Consider the following 16,144-nt stretch of genomic DNA (forward strand, 5'->3'; position numbering starts at 1 on the left):
TTGCAGCGCCTGCCGTAACGGTAGATCCGTCAGGTTTCTCGCGACAATCCTTGTCGATCGCTCGGGATAGAATGTCGCGATGCGAAAAGACCTGAATGTTACACGCTTCGCGACGGCGCGGAGCACGGGAAGGGCCCAGTGACCCTTTCCACGGCACGCAAATACACCACCACGCTGGGCGGGCGCGAACTCAGCATTGAAACCGGCAAGGTTGCCAAGCTGGTCTCGGGCGCCGTCACCCTGCGGTACGGCGAGACGGTGCTGCTGGTCACGGCCCAGGCGAGCGAGCGACCCTCGACCCTCGATTTTTTGCCGCTGACCGTGGAATTCGAGGAGCGGCACTACGCGGTCGGCAAGATTCCCGGCTCGTTTCACCGCCGTGAAGGGCGTCCGGGAGAGCGGGCCATTCTGAGCGCGCGCATCACCGACCGCCAGATTCGCCCGCTGTTTCCCAAGGGATACCGCCAGGAAACCCAGGTGATCATCACGGTGCAGTCGGCCGACCAGCAAAACGCGCCGGACGTCCTGGGCGCGCTGGGTGCCTCAGCGGCGCTGTCGGTCAGTGATATTCCCTGGAAAGGCCCCACTGCCTGCGTACGCGTCGGTCGCGTGGATGGCGCGTACATCATCAATCCCACAGGGGAGCAGCTGGAGCGCTCCGAGATGGACCTGGTCGTCGCCGGCACGCGTGACGCGGTCATGATGGTCGAGGCCGGGGCAAGTGAAGCGGACGAGGAACTGCTCGTCGGCGCCATCGAGTTCGCGCACGCCGAGATGCAAGGCGTACTGAGCCTGATCGAGCAGATGCGCGCAGAGGTCGGCAAGGAAAAATTCGAGCCGGTGCTGCCCAGTGACGCGGCCTCGGAACTGGTTCCCGAGCTGGCCCTCGCGGCCCGTGAAGCCGGTCTCCGCGAGGCCCTGCTGACCCCGAAGAAAAAGGACCGCAGCGTGGCGCTCAAGGGACTGCGTGACGGGCTGATCGCCCGGCACGTTCCCGATGCCGAAGCCGAAGGAGCAAGTGAAAAAGCCGCGCTGCTCAAATCGGCCTGGGAAAAAGTCGAGAAGGCCGAGCTGCGCCGCCTGATTCTCGAAGAAGATTTGCGCGCCGACGGACGCGACGGCCGGACCATCCGTCCGATCTGGATCGAGGCGCCCTACCTGCCCCGTGCGCACGGCAGCGCGCTCTTCACGCGTGGCGAAACGCAGGTGCTGGGCACCACCACGCTGGGCACCGAACGCGATGAGATTCTGATCGACGACCTGACCGAGGAGACGGGTGACAAGTTCCTGCTGCACTACAACTTCCCGCCTTACTCGACCGGGGAAGTCAAGCGCATGGGCGGGCAGTCGCGCCGCGAGATCGGGCACGCCTACCTGGCCAAGCGCGCCATTCGCGCGGTGCTGCCTCCTTTCGAGCAGTTTCCGTACGTAATTCGCGTGGTCGGTGACGTGCTGGAGTCCAACGGGTCGAGCTCGATGGCGACCGTTTGCGCGGGCAGTTTGAGCCTGATGGACGCGGGCGTGCCGCTGCGCTCGGCAGTCGCGGGCGTGGCGATGGGCCTCGTGATGGAAGAGGGCCGCTACCGCATTCTCACCGACATCCTCGGGCTTGAAGACGCGTTGGGCGACATGGACTTCAAGGTCTGCGGCACCGCGCAGGGCGTCACCGCGCTGCAGATGGACATCAAGATCGGCGGGATCACCCCGCAGATCATGCGTGAGGCGCTTGCCCAGGCGCGCGAGGCCAGGCTCTTCATTCTCGGCAAGATGACCGAAGCGCTGCCCGCGCCGCGCAGCGAGATGAGTTTGTATGCGCCGCGCATTCTGACCACCAAGATCAATCCCGAGAAGATCGGCTCGGTCATCGGGCCGGGTGGCAAGAACATCCGCGAACTCGAAGCCATGGGCGCGCAGATCACCGTGGACGAGGACGGCACCATCCGGATCTTCAGCAGCGACGCCGACGCCGCACAGCGCGTGCTGGAACGCATTCAGAACACCACCCGTCAGGCCAAGGTCGGTGAGGAATTCGAGGGAACGGTTGTCAAGACGGCCGCCTTTGGGGCCTTTATCAACCTCTTCCCCGGTCAGGACGGCATGCTGCACATCTCGCAGATGAGCGAGGAGCGCGTCAATGCCGTCGAAGACGTCATGAACGTCGGCGACAAGGTGATGGTCAAGATCGTCGGTATCGACGACCGGGGCAAGATTGACCTGATCCGCCCGGAACTGGAGGGCAAGATCGCTCCGCGCGCCCCGCGTGAGGGCGGACGCGACCGGGGCCCCCGACCCGACCGCGACCGCCGCTGAATCAAGCGAATGCGAGAAGCCCCTCTTTCCCTTGAAAGAGGGGCTTCTCGCAGCAACACAACGCGCCCGAGCGACACAAAGCGGCCCCGCCTCGAATGGCGGGATGACACCCGACTGGCAGTTATCACCCGCCCTGCCCGCCCGGCAGGTGTCACAGGAGAAGCCTGGCATGATTCACACCATCACCCTCAGCCCGACCCTCGACCTCACGTATCTCGTTCCCGACTTCCGGACCGACGACACGCGCCGCGCCCAAACGGTCTTTCGTGGTGCGGGCGGCAAGGGAATCAACGTGTCACGCGTTGCGGCCCGCCTGGGGTGCCCCACCGTCGCGCTGGGTTTCCTGGGTGGCACCACCGGCCTGGAGGTGGGCGCCCTGCTGGAAGCCGAGCGGGTGCGCACCTGGTTCGTGCCAGTCGCGCACAACACCCGCACCAACCCCATCATTCAGGACCCCTCCGGCGCCCAGATCCGCGTGAGCGCGCCCGGACCGGCAGTGGAGCCACATGACGCCGAACGACTCTACGAGAACCTCTTCTCGCTGCGTCGCCCGTCGTGGCTGCTCGTTTCGGGGTCCAAACCGCCTGGTGTTCCGGCAGACTTTTTCGCGCGGGTGATCCGGCGTGCCAGGCAGGAAGACATCCCCATCGTCGTCGACGCTGACGGCGATGAGCTCCAGCGCGGCGTCGAGGCGGGTGCGGACCTGATCAAGCCCAATCAGTATGAACTCGAACGTCTGGTCGGACGTGAACTCCCCTCGCGGGAAGCGGTGCTGAGCGCTGGCCGTGAAGTGCTCGCACGCGGTGTGAGAGCAGTCGCAGTCAGCCTTGGTGCCGCTGGCGCGCTGCTGATTCGGGCAGACGGAGCGTGGCAGGCCGTACCTCCACGCGTCACCACACAATCGGCGGTGGGATCGGGTGACTCGATGGTCGCCGGTCTGTGCGCCAAGCTGGGCGAAGGTCTCGATCCGGCGAGCGCCCTGCGCTATGGGGTGGCCTGCGGAACTGCGACGGCCATGACCCCAGGCACCGAACTCTGCCAGCGCAGTGATGTGGAACAGATCCTGCAGAACGTGGCGCTGACGCAGCTTGACTGATGACCGGCCTGACCGTCAGCCGATGATGCTCTCGCCCCAGGAAGACTGCATACGGGCGAGACGCCCGCCGGGGAGCGGGGTTATGGCCGAGAGCTCATCCGAACGTCTCGTCCTGAAGCAGGCGACCGGTCGTCGGTCGCGGCAATGCTTTTTGAGGCCAATACTGAAACCGCCACGCGCTGCCGCGTCCGGGCAGCGCCAGGCCATGCTCAGGCAAGTGGGAGCGCTGTGCCACCGGGGAAGCGCCGTTCGCCCGGCGCCACGACTTCGGCGAACAATGAGGCCAACGCGGGCGAAACCGTCAATGCGCCCTCGACGCACTGGACTTGTGCGGCGGAAAGAACCACCCGCCCGCACGGCTCGGCGCCTTGCGCGTTCATCTCGAAGGCCAGCAGCTCTCCACTATCTGCGTCGAAGCGCAGCCCTTCGAGCCGCCCCAGGACGCCGCCCTGCTGATCGTACAGCGGCGCCTGCCCCAAGGTGAGTGATTGCGCGCAGGTGGCCTGCACAAGGGGCAGCTTGGACATGCAGACCAGATCGTCGCGGTTGGTGATCACCACGAACTTCGGCTGCAGGTCATACACCGCCTCGAAGGGCACCACGACCATTTCATCCAGGGGAAAATCAGCTTCACAGGACCCCGCGCGGCAGATGTCGACTCGCAACGCCAGCACCCGGCGCGCCTGGTATTCCACGACCAGATCGGTGACGACGCCAAGCAGCTCCCCGTTGGGGCGAACGACAAGGCTTCCGATCATGTTCTGGCTGCTCAGCACGGACCACTCCTTTCAATCGGCAATTCGGACGTAGATCTTGCGGAAAAATCATGGGAATCAAGGCAGGCAGTCATCGCCGTCCGCTTCGGAGAAGGTCAAAAGAACACGCGCCCTCAGGCGCGCCCATTCGCGAGCCGGGGGTCGCCGGGATATGTTGCTTTGCTGGGACCATCAGGATAGGAGGCTGCCTTGCGGCGGAGTCCGGCGACCCTCTCGACCCAAAATCAGGGTAACCTTCAGCGCTGATGCGGGCCTGTTGGCCTCCTGAGGCCAAACTGAGTTGGGCCAAGCAGGTTGGCATTTCGGCCTTGGGCGCGTACCTTGAAGTCATGCAGCGCATTCTGGCCATCGACGACGACCCTGGAATGACCACCATGATCAAGCGTGGCCTGACGTACGAGGGCTACGCGGTGGATGTGGCCCCTTCCGGGGAAGCCGGACTCAGAATTGCCCGCGAGCGTCAACCGGACCTGGTGATCCTTGACGTGATGATGCCCGGATTGGACGGCCTGGAGGTGCTGCGCCGCCTGCGTGCGGTGGAGGCGGACCTGCCGGTCATTCTGCTCACCGCCAAGGACGCGCCCAACGATCAGGTGGCCGGTCTGGAGGCCGGTGCGGATGACTACGTCACCAAGCCGTTTCGCTTCGACGTGCTGCTGGCGCGCGTCCGGGCCCTGCTGCGCCGCCACCAGAACATTCGCCAGGAGGTGCTGCGCTTCGCCGATGTCTGTATGGACATCGGCGCACACTCCGTGACGCGCGGGACGCGGGACATCGTACTGACCGCACAGGAATTCCGGCTGTTTCAGGTGTTTTTGGAGCAGCCTACCCGGGTGCTGTCCAAAGCCGCGCTGCTCGACCGCGCCTGGGGCATCGACTACCTGGGCGACGCCAACGTGGTGGAAGTGTACGTCAAACAGCTGCGCCAGAAGCTGGAGGCCGAGCGCGAGTCGCGCCTGATCCATACCATCCGCGGTGTCGGGTACGTATTGCGCGAAGGATGAGTTCACCGCAGCCACGCAAGACCACTGGCGCAGCCGAAGGGAGGAAGGGCATGTCGATTCGCCTGCGGCTGGCCTTATGGTACGGCGCGTTGTGCGGTCTGGCACTGCTGACCGTCTCGCTGCTCAGTTACGCGGTGTACAGCCGCAGCCAGTACTCCGTGCTCGACCGGGTGCTGGTCCTGAGTGCCAACCACGTTTCGGCGGGCGTGCGCGCCGCAGGTCGCTCGTATGTGCTGAACGCCGACCGTGACAGCCTGGAAGTGCTGCTGCGCCTGTATGGACCGGACGGACAGTTGCGCCAGACCTCCTCGGGCGGGCCGAACATTCCGCCCACCTCGCCCACCGCCCCCCTCAATACACCGGCCGGACCGGCGTATGACTGGCTGGCCCGCCTGGTGCCGACAACGGCCTCCCCGGCGCCGGCGCGGGAAAACGCCGCGTTCGGGATGGTGCGCTACGGCGGTGAACGCTGGCGGCGCTACGTCGTGCGCCTCGACAACGGGGGCATTCCCATTGCCTACGTCGAGACGCTGACCCCCCTGGGGCGGCTTGATGACGCCGTGGCGCACCTGCGGACCCTGCTGTTCGGGTTGGGTCTGGCCTCACTCGCGGTGGTGGTCGGTCTGGGCTGGGCGATTGCCGGCAGCGCCCTGGCGCCCATCGCCCGACTGACCCGCACCGCGCACGACATCGCGGCCTCCCGCGATACTGCCCGGCGGGTGCCCACCCCCGATCACCGCGACGAACTGGGGCGGCTGGCGCTGACCTTCAACGAAATGCTCGCCAGCCTCGACGCGGCCGCCAAGCTACAGCAGCGCTTCATCGCCGATGCCAGTCACGAGTTGCGCGCCCCGCTGGCCGTCATGCAGGGCAACCTCGAATTGCTGCGGCGCTATCCCATCATGCCCCCCGGTGAACGTCAGGAGGTCACGCTTGAAGCCGAGCGTGAAGCGGTCCGGCTCGGCAGGCTGGTCAACGATCTGCTGCTGCTGGCCCGCAGCGACGCGGGCGTGCCACTGCGCCTCGCCCCGGTGGACCTGGGCAGCGTCGCCCTCGACGCTTTCCGCGACGCGTCGCGCCTGGCGCGGGGACAGTTGCTCACGCACCCGTCCCCGCCTCCAGAAATCACGGTCAATGGTGACGCCGACCGCCTGAAACAACTGATCCTGATTCTGCTGGACAACGCGCTGAAGTTCACGCCCCCCGGAAAGCGCGTCGAACTGCGGCTTGGCATACAAGGCGGGCAGGCAGAAATCACGCTGCACGACGAAGGCGCCGGCATTCCGCAGGCAGATCTGCCGTTCGTCTTCGAACGCTTCTACCGCGCGGACCCGGCCCGCAGCAGCGATCCGGGCGGGACCGGTCTGGGCCTGTCGATTGCCAGCTGGATCGTACAGCAGCACGGCGGGCAGATTGCCCTGACCAGCCAGGTCGGGCAGGGCACCACCGTGACAGTCACCCTGCCCATGAATCTGCCGAACGCTACCTGGACCCTGTCCAGCAAAGAGCGCGATTTTCACGATGCGCCGGGCGCCGGCGCGAAGCCCTCGTCGTAAGCACCTCAAGTGTCCGGACCGGAAGAAAAGACCGCCGCGCACGACCCCACGAGGTGGGCCACCACGCCCACCACGACCGGTACGAGGTTCCCACCCAGGTTGATGAAAATCAGCAGCAACAGCAGCCCTCCGCTGAGCAGTCCACCCAGCACCGATCCGCTCGCGGTCAGGCCGCGCCGTGCCTGACCGCCCCACCACAGACCCACGAGCGCCAGCAGCGCACACAGCACGAAATCCAGCACGGGTGACGCCAACAACGCGGTCATGCTTCATGCTACTTCGCGTCGTCCGGCTTGTCCGGAGTTCACAGCGCGGCCGCAAGGCAAAGCTTCCGCCTGAGCGGAGAGCTTCCTGGCCGCAGGATGTGCGCGCTACACTGCGGGCATGCGCCCTGCCTTTCTCACCGCCGCCCGCCTGCTGCAGCGGGGGCGCGAGTCGGCCATCGAAGGCAACGACCAGGAAGCCGTGCGGGAGTACAACCAGGCCTTGCAGCTGCTGCGCAGCCTGCCGCCCGAACGCACGCGCGACGTGCTGCTGGCCCACACCCACCTCGCGTACTACCAGACCCTCGCCCTCGACAACCGCGGCGTCGCCCAGGAGCATTTGCACCTGGGCATTTCGTACGCGCGTTCGACGCGCGATCCGCTCGCTCGGGCGATTGCCGAGGAGTGCCTGAGCGGTCTCGACATCGCGTTGTAGACGGTACGGTACGCTGCTTTTCAGTGGCCCTTGAAGGTCTGAAGTTTCGCGAATCGCTCACGCGCGGGCAATGATTGCCCCGGTTCGATGTGCGAGTTCGCTTTGATCTGGGCGCCCTGTCCGACCAGCGTCAACTCACCGGACCCGCCCACCACCGCGCCCGCGCCAATTTCGCAGTCCTCGTCCACAATCGCGCGCTCTACGCGCGCGCCCACGCGAACCACCGTGCCGCTCAGCAGGACGCTCTCATGGACGCTGGCGCCCGCTTCGATGACGACGCCCGGCGCCAACACCGAACGCTCCACGTGGCCTGCCACCCGGCTGCCCGGCGAAAGCAGGCTCGCAATGATCCGCGCACTTCCCTCGATTCGTGCCGGGGCGCGCGGCACCCCGAAGGTGAGCAGCGGCCAACTAGGCGCGTCCAGGGACGGAATTTCGCCGTCGACCAGCTGCATATGCGCTTCCCAGTACGCCTGCGGTGTGCCGACGTCGCGCCAGTACCCTTCGAAGCGGTGCGCAAAAGCGCGCCCACCCTGCACGAGGTCGGGCAGCAGTTCATCGCCGAAGTCCTGCAGATCGCCGTGCCGGCGCGCCAGCTCTTCCAGTCGATCGAGCAGCGTCGTGGCGTCGTAAACAAACACTTCTGTCGTGACAAGGTCCGAGATGGGTTCTTCGGGCTTGTAGGCAAAACCGGTGACGCGGCCCTCGCCGTTCACCGTAACATTCCCAAAGCGGTGCGCTGTCTCCCCCACCGGTACCTGGGTGGTGACCATCGTGACGCTCGCCCGGGTCTGCAGGTGCCGCTGCACCACCTCAGCGTAGTCGAGCAGGTACACGTGATCGGCCGAGAGGACCAGCACCACGTCCGGAGCGAATTCGCGGATCAGGTGACGGTTGAGAAACAATGCGTGCGCATTGCCGTGCGCAAACGCCTCGCCTTCGGACCCCTGTTCATTCTGATCGTCCTGGCCCTGGTAAGGAGGCAGGACCTGCAGGCCACCGTGCGTGCGGTCGAGGTCCCAGGGCCGCCCGCTGGACAAATGGTCGTTGAGGCTGTGCAACTCGTACTGCTCCAGTACCCAGACATCCGACAGGCCGCTGTGCGCGCAGTTGCTGAGGGCGAAGTCGATCAGGCGGTACACGCCCGCGAAGGGCATCACCGGCTTGGCGCGACCTTCGGTCAGCACCCCCATGCGTTTGCCTTTGCCGCCCGCGAGGATCAGCGTGAGAACGGTCTGTCCGGCCATGCGAGTCTTCATGACGGTAGTGTCGCGGTCGCGCAGCTGATGAGGATGGGGCGCAAGTAAACACGCGTCAATCGCGCGAAAAACGGCGGGGTGGGTCAAACGGGCCACCCCGCCGCAGCCAGAACGTTTATACCAGACGGCGGCGAATCTCGGCGCTGATGAAATCCAGCAAATTCACGACCAGCACGATGGTGATGATCCCGACCATGGCCTGCTGATACTGAAAGGCGCGCATGGTCTCGTTCAGGAGGAAACCAATACCGCCCGCACCCACGAATCCCAGCACGATCGAAACGCGGAAGTTGATCTCGAAGCGGTAGAGGGTGTAGCTCAGGAAGAGCGGCAGCACCTGGGGCATCAGGCCCCAGCGAATGACGCTGGTGCCCGGCGCACCAACCGATTCCAGTGCCTCGATAGGACCGCGCTCGGCGTTCTCGATGGCTTCGGAGTACAGCTTCCCCAGGTCGGCGATGGAGTGAACGGCCATCGCCAGCGCGCCCGCGAAGGGGCCCAGGCCCACGGCGGAAACGATGATCAGCGCCAGAATCAGCGTATCGACGCCACGGTCCACGTTGAAGAAGGTGCGCGTGACCACGTACGAAAAGCGCATCAGGGCGTTGCGGAAGGTCAGGTTGCGCGCGGCGAGCAGGCTGAGCGGCAAGGCAAAAGCCGCCGCCACCACGGTTCCGATCAAGGCGATGTTGACCGTCACCAGCATCTGCTTCATGACCTCGCTGATAAAGCCGGTGTCCGGTGGCCATGAACGCCCGATCAGATCTACCAGGTTGGGCCAGCCGATGATCAGCTCGCGCAAGTTGAACTCGGTGGAGTTGAACCCGGCCAGTACGGCGGTCACCACGCCCGCCAGCAGCAGGCCGTTGCGCAGGTCGCCCCGTTCCTGGGCGAGCGCACCCCGGCCCACCAGAATCAGGCCCCCACCCAGTGCCAGACCGGCAAACAGGATCCAGGCCCCGAAGCCGTAATCGGCCCGGCGCACCAGCACACGGCGGACACCAGCCTCACTCGCATCGGGCCCCGGCGCGTACCCGAACGGCAACTGGCCGGCCGTCGAGATGGCCTGCAGGGTCGGCACGGTGCCGGGCTCCAGGCGGCGGTCGGCGTAATCCTGGCGAATCCGGTAAAAGTCCCGGCGTTGCTTGGCGCGCTCGGTCGAGGCATAACCGCCGGTCGCGAGCTGTCGGCGCACCGTCTGCCAGTCACGCGCCAGTTTCTGCGCGTCCTCGTTGTAAAACTCCAGATCGGCCTGCCAGTCATTGACGACGAGGGCAGCCTGTTGCGCGGCCACCGGCGCCGCGAGCTTGTAGTACCCGCGCAGATCCGGAAACAGACGCTCGCCCGTACCCGACGCCAGCAGGGCCAGCAGGGTCAGCGGCACCGCGAGCGCGATGACCAGACCATAAGCGCGCTGCCGACCCCGTTGCCCCAGCGCGAGCAAACCCAGGGCGACGCCGATCACCAGCGGAAAGAGCACTTCCAGCACACCGGGAACGCTGCGCACGCTGAGCAGCTGCTCACTGCCGTTCTGGAACACCAGGGGCAAGCCAATGCCCACGAGTCCGGCCCCCGCCAGCGCCAGGCCGCCCACACGGGCCGAGCCTCGCAGGCTGAGGAGCAGGGCCACGAGGGCCAGCACGGGCGCGGTCCACAGCAGCGGATACACGAAGCTGAGCCCGAAGGGCGTCATGCCCAGCGCCTGATCGCTGCGCGCGCCGACGACGGCAACAAACGGCAGGGCAAAGAAGGCGATCAGCAGACCGACACTGCCCAGCACACCGAGCCGCCGTCCCGAGCCGCGCGCCAGCCAGGTGATCCCCGCCGCCAGAATTGCCAGCAGAAGCGGGGTGCTCACAGGTCCGCCACGCTTCCGGAGTAGATGCGGTCGATTTCGTCCTGGCTCAGCGCGCTGGGAGGACCGTCGAAGACCAGCTTGCCCTTGTTGAAGCCCAGGATACGGTCGGCATACTGCAGGGCGAGTTCCAGCACGTGAATGTTGACCAGCACGCTGATTCCGTCCTTGTTGAATTCCTTGAGAATGCCCATGATGACATTGCTGAGTTTGGGGTCGAGGCTCGCCATGGGCTCGTCGGCGAGAATCAAGGTGGGTTGCTGCGCGACGGCGCGCGCGATGGCCACGCGTTGCTGCTGACCGCCGGAGAGCTGGTCGACACGCACGTTCATGCGGTCGGCCAGGCCGACGCGCGTCAGGGCCGTTTCGGCAATTCTGCGGTCCTCGGCGGTGAACAGACCCAGCACGCCTGAAAAGCGGTTGTGGTAACCCAGCCGCCCCGAGAGCACGTTCTCCATGGCGCTCAGGCGGGTGGAGAGATTGAACTGCTGAAACACGAAACCGATGCGGCGGCGCAATTGGCGCAGACGCGGGCCACTCGCAAAGGCGATGTCGTCACCGTCTATCAGGATCTGGCCGCTGGTGGCGTCGTTCAGGCGGTTGATGCAGCGCAGGAAGGTGCTCTTGCCCGCACCCGAGAGTCCGATGACACACACGAACTCGCCGTTCTGGATGGTGACGTTCACGTCATCAAGGCCCACGGTGCCGTTGGGGTAGATTTTGCTGAGGTTCTTGACCTCGATCATGCAGGTCCTCCAGGCTGCTCTAGCGGCCTTTGGTGAAATCAATTCGAAATCAGTTCGGACAGGCCAGAAAAAGAGGGAGGCCTGCGCCTCCCCCTGAAGTGGCCGTGCTTACTTCTTCTGTGCAGCCTTCATGGCGTCACGGACGATGTTGTAATCGGCGTCCTTGGCGGGAATCATCTTGTCGATGCGGTAAAGGTTGGTGAGGAGTGCCTTGCCCTCGGGGTTGCTGCCCATGCCGGCAATCGCGGCGCGCACGCGCGTCGTGACAGCCTCGCACTCCTTCTGGTAGGCGGCGCGCACGCTGAGGGTGTCGCCGGGAATGGGTTTGCTGTAGGCAACGGGCGTCACCAGGGCGGCCTGCTCGGGCTTGAGGAGCTGCGTCCAGGAGCCGCTATCCCCTTTGGTGTTGTTGCTGAAGGTGGCCACAACGTCCACGGTGCCGTTCACGAGCGACAGCACCGCCGAGTCGTGCTTGCCAGCAAAGGTCTGCTTGCCGAAGAACTTGTCGGGATCGATGCCCTTGGCCACCAGGGCCGCGCGGGGAAAGGTGTAACCGGCGGCGCTGGTCGGATCGATCCAGGCAATGTTCTTGCCGCGCAGGTCCTCGATCTTCTTGATGCCGCTGTCCTTGCGGACCACAAAGGCGCTCCAGTAGTACGGGCCTGCGCCACGCACGCTCTTGAGCAGCACGTCGGCACCTGCCTTGTCGCGCGCTTCGACGTAACTGACCGGCGAGAGCCAGGCAAAATCCAGCTTGCTGGAGCGCATCGCCTCGACGAGGGCGCCGTAGTCCTGCGCCACGGTGGTGTTGATTTCCACACCGCGCACGTTCTTCTCAATGTACTTGGCAATGGCGCGGCCGTTGGTAAGCACGGCGTTGCTGTCCTGGGCCGGGTTGAAACCCATGTTGATGACACGGCAGTTTTCGGCGGCGTAAGCGCTGCCGGCAAATGTGCCGAGCGCGAGCAGTGCGAGCATTTTCTTCATGGTTCTCCTGGAGGTGGCCCGATCGTCTGGCGTGGCCGTTCCAAGCAATAAGTATAAACAAAAGCTCAAGGTGGCGTGTGAGCCCTGAAGGCGGACGTTCCGCTCGCGCCTGCCCGGCGATCAGGAAGTCAGAAAGACCGACCGAAAGGGCAGCTCTCCAGGGTACTCAGGGCGCGCGGCACGGTGGGTGGCCTTCGGCGCGTGCAGCACCAGCAACTCACGAGGACCGCCCGGATCGAGCCGGGTCAGGCACAATCGCCCGGTACGGACCGCGCCCAGGTCGGTATACACCTGCGCGCCTATTTGGCGTGGGTTGGGAAGTGGTGTGTGGCCATGCACGCTCCAGCTCACGCCAGGCGGCAACGGAAACGGACCGTCTTCCGGACGCAGCCACAGGGCGGCAGTGTCCGGGTCCGGGTAATCCGGGTGCGGCTGGGGCGGCGCGGCGTGCACCGCCAGCACGCTCACGTCGTCCGGCGGCGCCGTGTGCACGCCGCGCGCGTCAACGAACACCATCAGCTGCAGGCGGGAAAAGTACTCGACCAGCTCGGGTGGGTAATTCTCCACGCCAAAGCGGCCTGCCTCGCGCTGCAGAGCATCGCCTCCATTGCCTTGCCACCACCTGAAATTGGACCGGGCAGCGCGGAGGTCGTCAAGTTCGCCCTTCTCTTCGTAACGGGTGTACCAGGCGTGGGCACTGTAGGCCATCTGTTCGTGGTTTCCCCACAACAGCGTCACGAGGCCCAGTTGTTCGAGTTCCAGCAGCAGCCGCACGCACTCCAGGCTGCCCGGCCCTCGATCGATCACGTCGCCCAGCACGACCAGATGCGCGCCCTGCGTGTGCGCCAGGGCGCCTTCGAGCAGGTCGAGCCTTCCGTGCAGGTCGGGCACGGCGTACACAACCTCCGCCCCGGCGAGAAGTGAAGAACTCACTCCACCTCGTCGGTGAATTCGAGCAGGGTCTGCTTGTTACGCTCGCGGACAAAACGGGCGGCGCGCTCGTCAGGCACGAAGCTTATCTGGCCGACACCCACTTCCACCCGAAAACCCGCGCCGTTCGAGGCGCCCGCGGGCAGCCACGCGAGGGGCAGTTCGGTGCGCAGTCCATTGCTCAGTTCTACTTCCACGATGTCGCCTTCCTGCTCTTCGACGATGAGGTAGTGCTCCATGAAGTCAGTCTACGGCGCGCCCGCGGGCACGGCAGGCAAGGACTTGTTCATTCCGCGCGTCGTTGGCCGGGCATGACTGGTGCAGCATGTTCATCACCGTATCCTGTCACCGCCAGGCTGCACTCCCCTTTCGTTACCCATTCACTGCAGAATTACTGTACGAGGCGCGGACCCCCTTCTTGTTCTCTTCATCAGAGATGTTAAGCTGAGGCAGGACCGAGCGGACGCCCGGTCACATCTTTTTCTGTAGCTTTTCCAGACTGTGCCCTGCGAGGCGCGCGCCCGATGTCGGGCGATGGCCGCACGAGAGGCGGCGTTGGAGAACGTATGACCGATGACACCAGCCAACGAGCGGAGCACGTCCTGTGCTGCGCTCGTCCTACCTTATTGGAGCGCTGCGCCGCTTCAGCAGAACGCGGGGGCACTTCCTCCGCCAGGAGGAGACAGCATGAAGGGTGAACTCCGCTACGAAGGCAAAGCCAAGAAAGTCTACGCCACGGACAAGCCGGGCGAGTACATCGTCGAGTATAAGGACGACGCGACCGCCTTCAACGCCCAGAAGCGCGGCACGGTCGCGGACAAGGGCGTGGTGAACAACGCCATCACCAGCGTCCTGTACCCACGCCTGGAAGCGGCCGGCGTTCCCACCCACTTTCTGGCGCAGCTCTCCGAGCGCGAGCAGCTGGTGAAAGCGGTCGAGATCGTGCCCGTCGAGGTGGTCGTGCGCAATGTCGCCGCCGGGTCGTTCAGCAAGCGTCTGGGACTTTCCGAGGGCGTGCTGCTTTCGCAGCCCGTGGTCGAGTACTACTACAAAAGTGACGTACTGGGCGATCCCCTCATCAACACCGACACCGCCGTCACGATGGGCTGGGCCACCGAGGAGGACCTCGCGGTCATCCGCACGCTGGCCCTGCGGGTCAACGCCTTCCTGACGCCCTTTTTCGCGGCGCGTGGCGTACGCCTGATCGACTTCAAGCTGGAGTTCGGCAAGACTCCGGACGGCGAGATCGTGCTGGCCGACGAGATCAGCCCGGACACCTGCCGCTTCTGGGACGCCCAGAGCGGCGAGAAGCTCGACAAGGACCGCTTCCGCCGTGACCTCGGCGGCGTCGAGGACGCCTATCAGGAAATGCTGCGCCGCGTCATCAGCGAAGCGGACCCCACGAGCACGCCCCTGAGCCGCTGACGCCGAGTCACTGACGCGCCCTCGTTTCCTGCCCAACTCCTTAGTCCTGTTTGCAAAGAAGGCATCCATGAAATACCAGGTTCGTGTTTTCGTGTCCCTCAAGCCCAGCATCCTCGATCCACAGGGCCGCACGGTCGAGCGGGCCGTCAGTCACCTCGGTCACGACAACGTGTCGGGGGTGCGGGTCGGCAAACTGATCGAGATGGTCCTCGAAGGAGAGCGCGCCGCCGTCGAAGCGCAGGCGCGCGAACTGGCGGGCACCGTCCTGAGCAACCCCGTCATGGAAGACGCGCGCGTCGAAATCGAGGAGCTCGCGCTGCAGGCGAGCGTCTGATGCGCGTCGCGGTCGTGCAGTTTCCCGGCAGCAACTGCGACGCCGACGCGGTGCGCGCCGTTGAGGTGCAGGGCGGTCAGGCGCAGCTGGTGTGGCACACCGAGCATAGCCTCGGGGGGGTGGACGCCGTGATTCTGCCGGGCGGCTTCAGTTACGGCGACCACCTGCGCAGCGGCGCCATCGCGGCGCGCAGCCCCATCATGGAGAGCGTCAAGCAATTCGCGGACGCGGGCGGCCCGGTGCTGGGCATCTGCAACGGCTTTCAGATTCTGTGCGAGTCGGGCCTGCTGCCCGGCGCGCTGACCCGCAATGGTCACCTGCACTTCGTGTGCCGCAGTGTCACCCTGCAGGTCACCAGCACCAGCAGCGTCTTCACGGGCGCTTACAGCCTCGACCAGACCCTCAGCGTGCCCGTCGCGCACGGTGAAGGCAGCTACTACGCCGACCCCGAGACGCTGGCCGAATTGGAAGGCGAGGGCCGCGTGGCGTTTCGCTACCTGGGCAACCCCAACGGCAGCCTCAACGATATCGCCGGCATCGTGAACGCGCGAGGCAACGTGCTGGGCATGATGCCCCACCCGGAACGCGTGGTCGAAGGCGTGCTGGGTGGCACCGACGGACGCGGCATCTTCGAGAGCCTGCAGGCTTTTCTGGGCAAGAAAGCGCTCGCCGTATGAGCGCCGCCGCTTCGCTGCAGGATTTTCTGGTGCAGCAATTCGAAACGGAAACCAAGGCGTTCGTCAGCGCGCTGGAGGCGGTGCCCGAGGACCTGTTCGCGCACGCACCGCAAGGCGGTGGGCACAGTGTCGCCTGGCACGCCCTGCACATCGCCGAATGGACGCGTGTCCTGGTGCTGCAGGACTTCACGGCGTCCTACGGACATCTGGGTTGGGAAGACAAGGAGTGGACGCAGAAGCTGCAAGGCCCCACCCGCGTGACCGAACAGGGCGGCAAGACGGCCGTTCTGGTCGAGGTGCAGGCGGTCTTTGCCGAGGCACTGCGCGAGCTGCGCTCCCTGAGCGACGGAGCGCTCGCGGGCAGCGCGGTCACGCCCTTTGGTGAGCGCCCTTTGCTGCCCAGCCTGGGCGGGCAGCTGCGCCACACCGCCTATCACCGTGGGCAGATCAAGCTGACCGCCCTGCAACTGGGCAAGAGCCGCCTGTAAGC

17 protein-coding genes are annotated in these 16,144 nt (G+C 65.5%); 9 read left to right on the plus strand and 8 right to left on the minus strand.

What is annotated here, in order from left to right; all coding sequences use genetic code 11:
• The first annotated feature begins 138 nt into the window (after positions 1 to 138).
• Together pnp and pfkB are read left to right on the plus strand one after the other, a co-directional pair.
• Positions 139 to 2,310 carry a polyribonucleotide nucleotidyltransferase gene (gene pnp / locus DEIPE_RS03420; RefSeq protein WP_015234588.1) on the plus strand — a complete coding sequence of 724 codons (2,172 nt, stop codon included), beginning with the start codon at positions 139 to 141 and terminating at the stop codon, positions 2,308 to 2,310.
• Positions 2,311 to 2,413: 103 nt separating this feature from the next.
• On the plus strand, positions 2,414 to 3,406 hold the full coding sequence (gene pfkB, locus DEIPE_RS03425) for a 1-phosphofructokinase (RefSeq protein ID WP_083865715.1): 993 nt from the start codon (positions 2,414 to 2,416) through the stop codon (positions 3,404 to 3,406).
• A 209-nt stretch (positions 3,407 to 3,615) separates the two neighbouring features.
• Here the strand turns inward: pfkB and DEIPE_RS03430 are convergent, their stop codons facing one another.
• Positions 3,616 to 4,182: a PRC-barrel domain containing protein gene (locus DEIPE_RS03430; protein WP_015234590.1), complete on the minus strand. Its 567-nt coding sequence runs from the start codon at positions 4,180 to 4,182 to the stop codon at positions 3,616 to 3,618.
• A gap of 329 nt (positions 4,183 to 4,511) precedes the next feature.
• Between DEIPE_RS03430 and DEIPE_RS03435 the strand changes: the two genes are divergently transcribed.
• Positions 4,512 to 5,186 (plus strand): response regulator transcription factor, encoded by a 675-nt coding sequence (locus DEIPE_RS03435; RefSeq protein WP_041231138.1) that lies wholly within the window; start codon positions 4,512 to 4,514, stop codon positions 5,184 to 5,186.
• A gap of 50 nt (positions 5,187 to 5,236) precedes the next feature.
• A complete protein-coding gene (locus DEIPE_RS03440) occupies positions 5,237 to 6,742 on the plus strand; it encodes a sensor histidine kinase (protein ID WP_015234592.1) in 1,506 nt (501 codons plus the stop codon).
• Between the two features lie 5 nt (positions 6,743 to 6,747).
• Here the strand turns inward: DEIPE_RS03440 and DEIPE_RS03445 are convergent, their stop codons facing one another.
• On the minus strand, positions 6,748 to 7,008 hold the full coding sequence (locus tag DEIPE_RS03445) for a hypothetical protein (RefSeq protein WP_015234593.1): 261 nt from the start codon (positions 7,006 to 7,008) through the stop codon (positions 6,748 to 6,750).
• A 118-nt stretch (positions 7,009 to 7,126) separates the two neighbouring features.
• Here DEIPE_RS03445 and DEIPE_RS03450 point away from each other — a divergent pair, with 118 nt between their 5' ends.
• On the plus strand, positions 7,127 to 7,441 hold the full coding sequence (locus DEIPE_RS03450; RefSeq protein ID WP_015234594.1) for a hypothetical protein: 315 nt from the start codon (positions 7,127 to 7,129) through the stop codon (positions 7,439 to 7,441).
• 20 nt (positions 7,442 to 7,461) lie between these two features.
• Here the strand turns inward: DEIPE_RS03450 and DEIPE_RS03455 are convergent, their stop codons facing one another.
• The 6 genes from DEIPE_RS03455 to DEIPE_RS03480 all read right to left on the minus strand — a co-directional run bounded on the left by DEIPE_RS03455 (position 7,462) and on the right by DEIPE_RS03480 (position 13,457).
• Positions 7,462 to 8,700, minus strand: a complete 1,239-nt coding sequence (locus DEIPE_RS03455) for a glucose-1-phosphate adenylyltransferase family protein (protein ID WP_015234595.1) — start codon at positions 8,698 to 8,700, stop codon at positions 7,462 to 7,464.
• A 115-nt stretch (positions 8,701 to 8,815) separates the two neighbouring features.
• Positions 8,816 to 10,558 (minus strand): phosphonate ABC transporter, permease protein PhnE, encoded by a 1,743-nt coding sequence (gene phnE / locus DEIPE_RS03460; RefSeq protein ID WP_015234596.1) that lies wholly within the window; start codon positions 10,556 to 10,558, stop codon positions 8,816 to 8,818.
• On the minus strand, positions 10,555 to 11,301 hold the full coding sequence (phnC, locus tag DEIPE_RS03465) for a phosphonate ABC transporter ATP-binding protein (RefSeq protein ID WP_015234597.1): 747 nt from the start codon (positions 11,299 to 11,301) through the stop codon (positions 10,555 to 10,557). Before phnC ends, phnE begins: the two co-directional genes overlap by 4 nt.
• A 108-nt stretch (positions 11,302 to 11,409) precedes the next feature.
• Positions 11,410 to 12,288, minus strand: a complete 879-nt coding sequence (locus DEIPE_RS03470; protein ID WP_015234598.1) for a phosphate/phosphite/phosphonate ABC transporter substrate-binding protein — start codon at positions 12,286 to 12,288, stop codon at positions 11,410 to 11,412.
• Between the two features lie 120 nt (positions 12,289 to 12,408).
• Positions 12,409 to 13,221 carry a metallophosphoesterase gene (locus tag DEIPE_RS03475; protein ID WP_015234599.1) on the minus strand — a complete coding sequence of 271 codons (813 nt, stop codon included), beginning with the start codon at positions 13,219 to 13,221 and terminating at the stop codon, positions 12,409 to 12,411.
• Positions 13,218 to 13,457 carry a hypothetical protein gene (locus DEIPE_RS03480; protein ID WP_015234600.1) on the minus strand — a complete coding sequence of 80 codons (240 nt, stop codon included), beginning with the start codon at positions 13,455 to 13,457 and terminating at the stop codon, positions 13,218 to 13,220. The genes DEIPE_RS03475 and DEIPE_RS03480 overlap by 4 nt, the downstream gene beginning before the upstream one ends.
• Before the next feature lie 448 nt (positions 13,458 to 13,905).
• Between DEIPE_RS03480 and purC the strand changes: the two genes are divergently transcribed.
• The 4 genes from purC (at position 13,906) to DEIPE_RS03500 (ending at position 16,142) form a co-directional block, all read left to right on the plus strand.
• Positions 13,906 to 14,643, plus strand: coding sequence for a phosphoribosylaminoimidazolesuccinocarboxamide synthase (gene purC / locus DEIPE_RS03485; protein ID WP_015234601.1), 738 nt, complete (start codon positions 13,906 to 13,908; stop codon positions 14,641 to 14,643).
• Positions 14,644 to 14,710: 67 nt separating this feature from the next.
• The gene (gene purS / locus DEIPE_RS03490) at positions 14,711 to 14,977 is read left to right on the plus strand and encodes a phosphoribosylformylglycinamidine synthase subunit PurS (protein ID WP_015234602.1); all 267 of its coding nucleotides are present in this window, start codon (positions 14,711 to 14,713) and stop codon (positions 14,975 to 14,977) included.
• Positions 14,977 to 15,654, plus strand: a complete 678-nt coding sequence (purQ, locus tag DEIPE_RS03495; protein WP_015234603.1) for a phosphoribosylformylglycinamidine synthase subunit PurQ — start codon at positions 14,977 to 14,979, stop codon at positions 15,652 to 15,654. The genes purS and purQ overlap by 1 nt, the downstream gene beginning before the upstream one ends.
• On the plus strand, positions 15,651 to 16,142 hold the full coding sequence (locus DEIPE_RS03500; protein ID WP_015234604.1) for a DinB family protein: 492 nt from the start codon (positions 15,651 to 15,653) through the stop codon (positions 16,140 to 16,142). The genes purQ and DEIPE_RS03500 overlap by 4 nt, the downstream gene beginning before the upstream one ends.
• The last annotated feature ends 2 nt before the right edge of the window (positions 16,143 to 16,144 follow it).

Source organism: Deinococcus peraridilitoris DSM 19664 (genome assembly GCF_000317835.1).
Taxonomy (GTDB): domain Bacteria; phylum Deinococcota; class Deinococci; order Deinococcales; family Deinococcaceae; genus Deinococcus_A; species Deinococcus_A peraridilitoris.

Excerpts from the sequence above, each read along its gene's own strand:
- pfkB (WP_083865715.1), top strand. The coding sequence starts at position 2,414 with ATGACACCCGACTGGCAGTTATCACCCGCCCTGCCCGCCCGGCAGGTG.
- DEIPE_RS03435 (WP_041231138.1), top strand. The coding sequence starts at position 4,512 with ATGCAGCGCATTCTGGCCATCGACGACGACCCTGGAATGACCACCATG.
- DEIPE_RS03440 (WP_015234592.1), top strand. The coding sequence starts at position 5,237 with ATGTCGATTCGCCTGCGGCTGGCCTTATGGTACGGCGCGTTGTGCGGT.
- DEIPE_RS03445 (WP_015234593.1), bottom strand. The coding sequence starts at position 7,008 with ATGACCGCGTTGTTGGCGTCACCCGTGCTGGATTTCGTGCTGTGTGCG.
- DEIPE_RS03450 (WP_015234594.1), top strand. The coding sequence starts at position 7,127 with ATGCGCCCTGCCTTTCTCACCGCCGCCCGCCTGCTGCAGCGGGGGCGC.
- DEIPE_RS03455 (WP_015234595.1), bottom strand. The coding sequence starts at position 8,700 with ATGAAGACTCGCATGGCCGGACAGACCGTTCTCACGCTGATCCTCGCG.
- phnC (WP_015234597.1), bottom strand. The coding sequence starts at position 11,301 with ATGATCGAGGTCAAGAACCTCAGCAAAATCTACCCCAACGGCACCGTG.
- DEIPE_RS03470 (WP_015234598.1), bottom strand. The coding sequence starts at position 12,288 with ATGAAGAAAATGCTCGCACTGCTCGCGCTCGGCACATTTGCCGGCAGC.
- DEIPE_RS03480 (WP_015234600.1), bottom strand. The coding sequence starts at position 13,457 with ATGGAGCACTACCTCATCGTCGAAGAGCAGGAAGGCGACATCGTGGAA.
- purC (WP_015234601.1), top strand. The coding sequence starts at position 13,906 with ATGAAGGGTGAACTCCGCTACGAAGGCAAAGCCAAGAAAGTCTACGCC.
- purS (WP_015234602.1), top strand. The coding sequence starts at position 14,711 with ATGAAATACCAGGTTCGTGTTTTCGTGTCCCTCAAGCCCAGCATCCTC.
- purQ (WP_015234603.1), top strand. The coding sequence starts at position 14,977 with ATGCGCGTCGCGGTCGTGCAGTTTCCCGGCAGCAACTGCGACGCCGAC.
- DEIPE_RS03500 (WP_015234604.1), top strand. The coding sequence starts at position 15,651 with ATGAGCGCCGCCGCTTCGCTGCAGGATTTTCTGGTGCAGCAATTCGAA.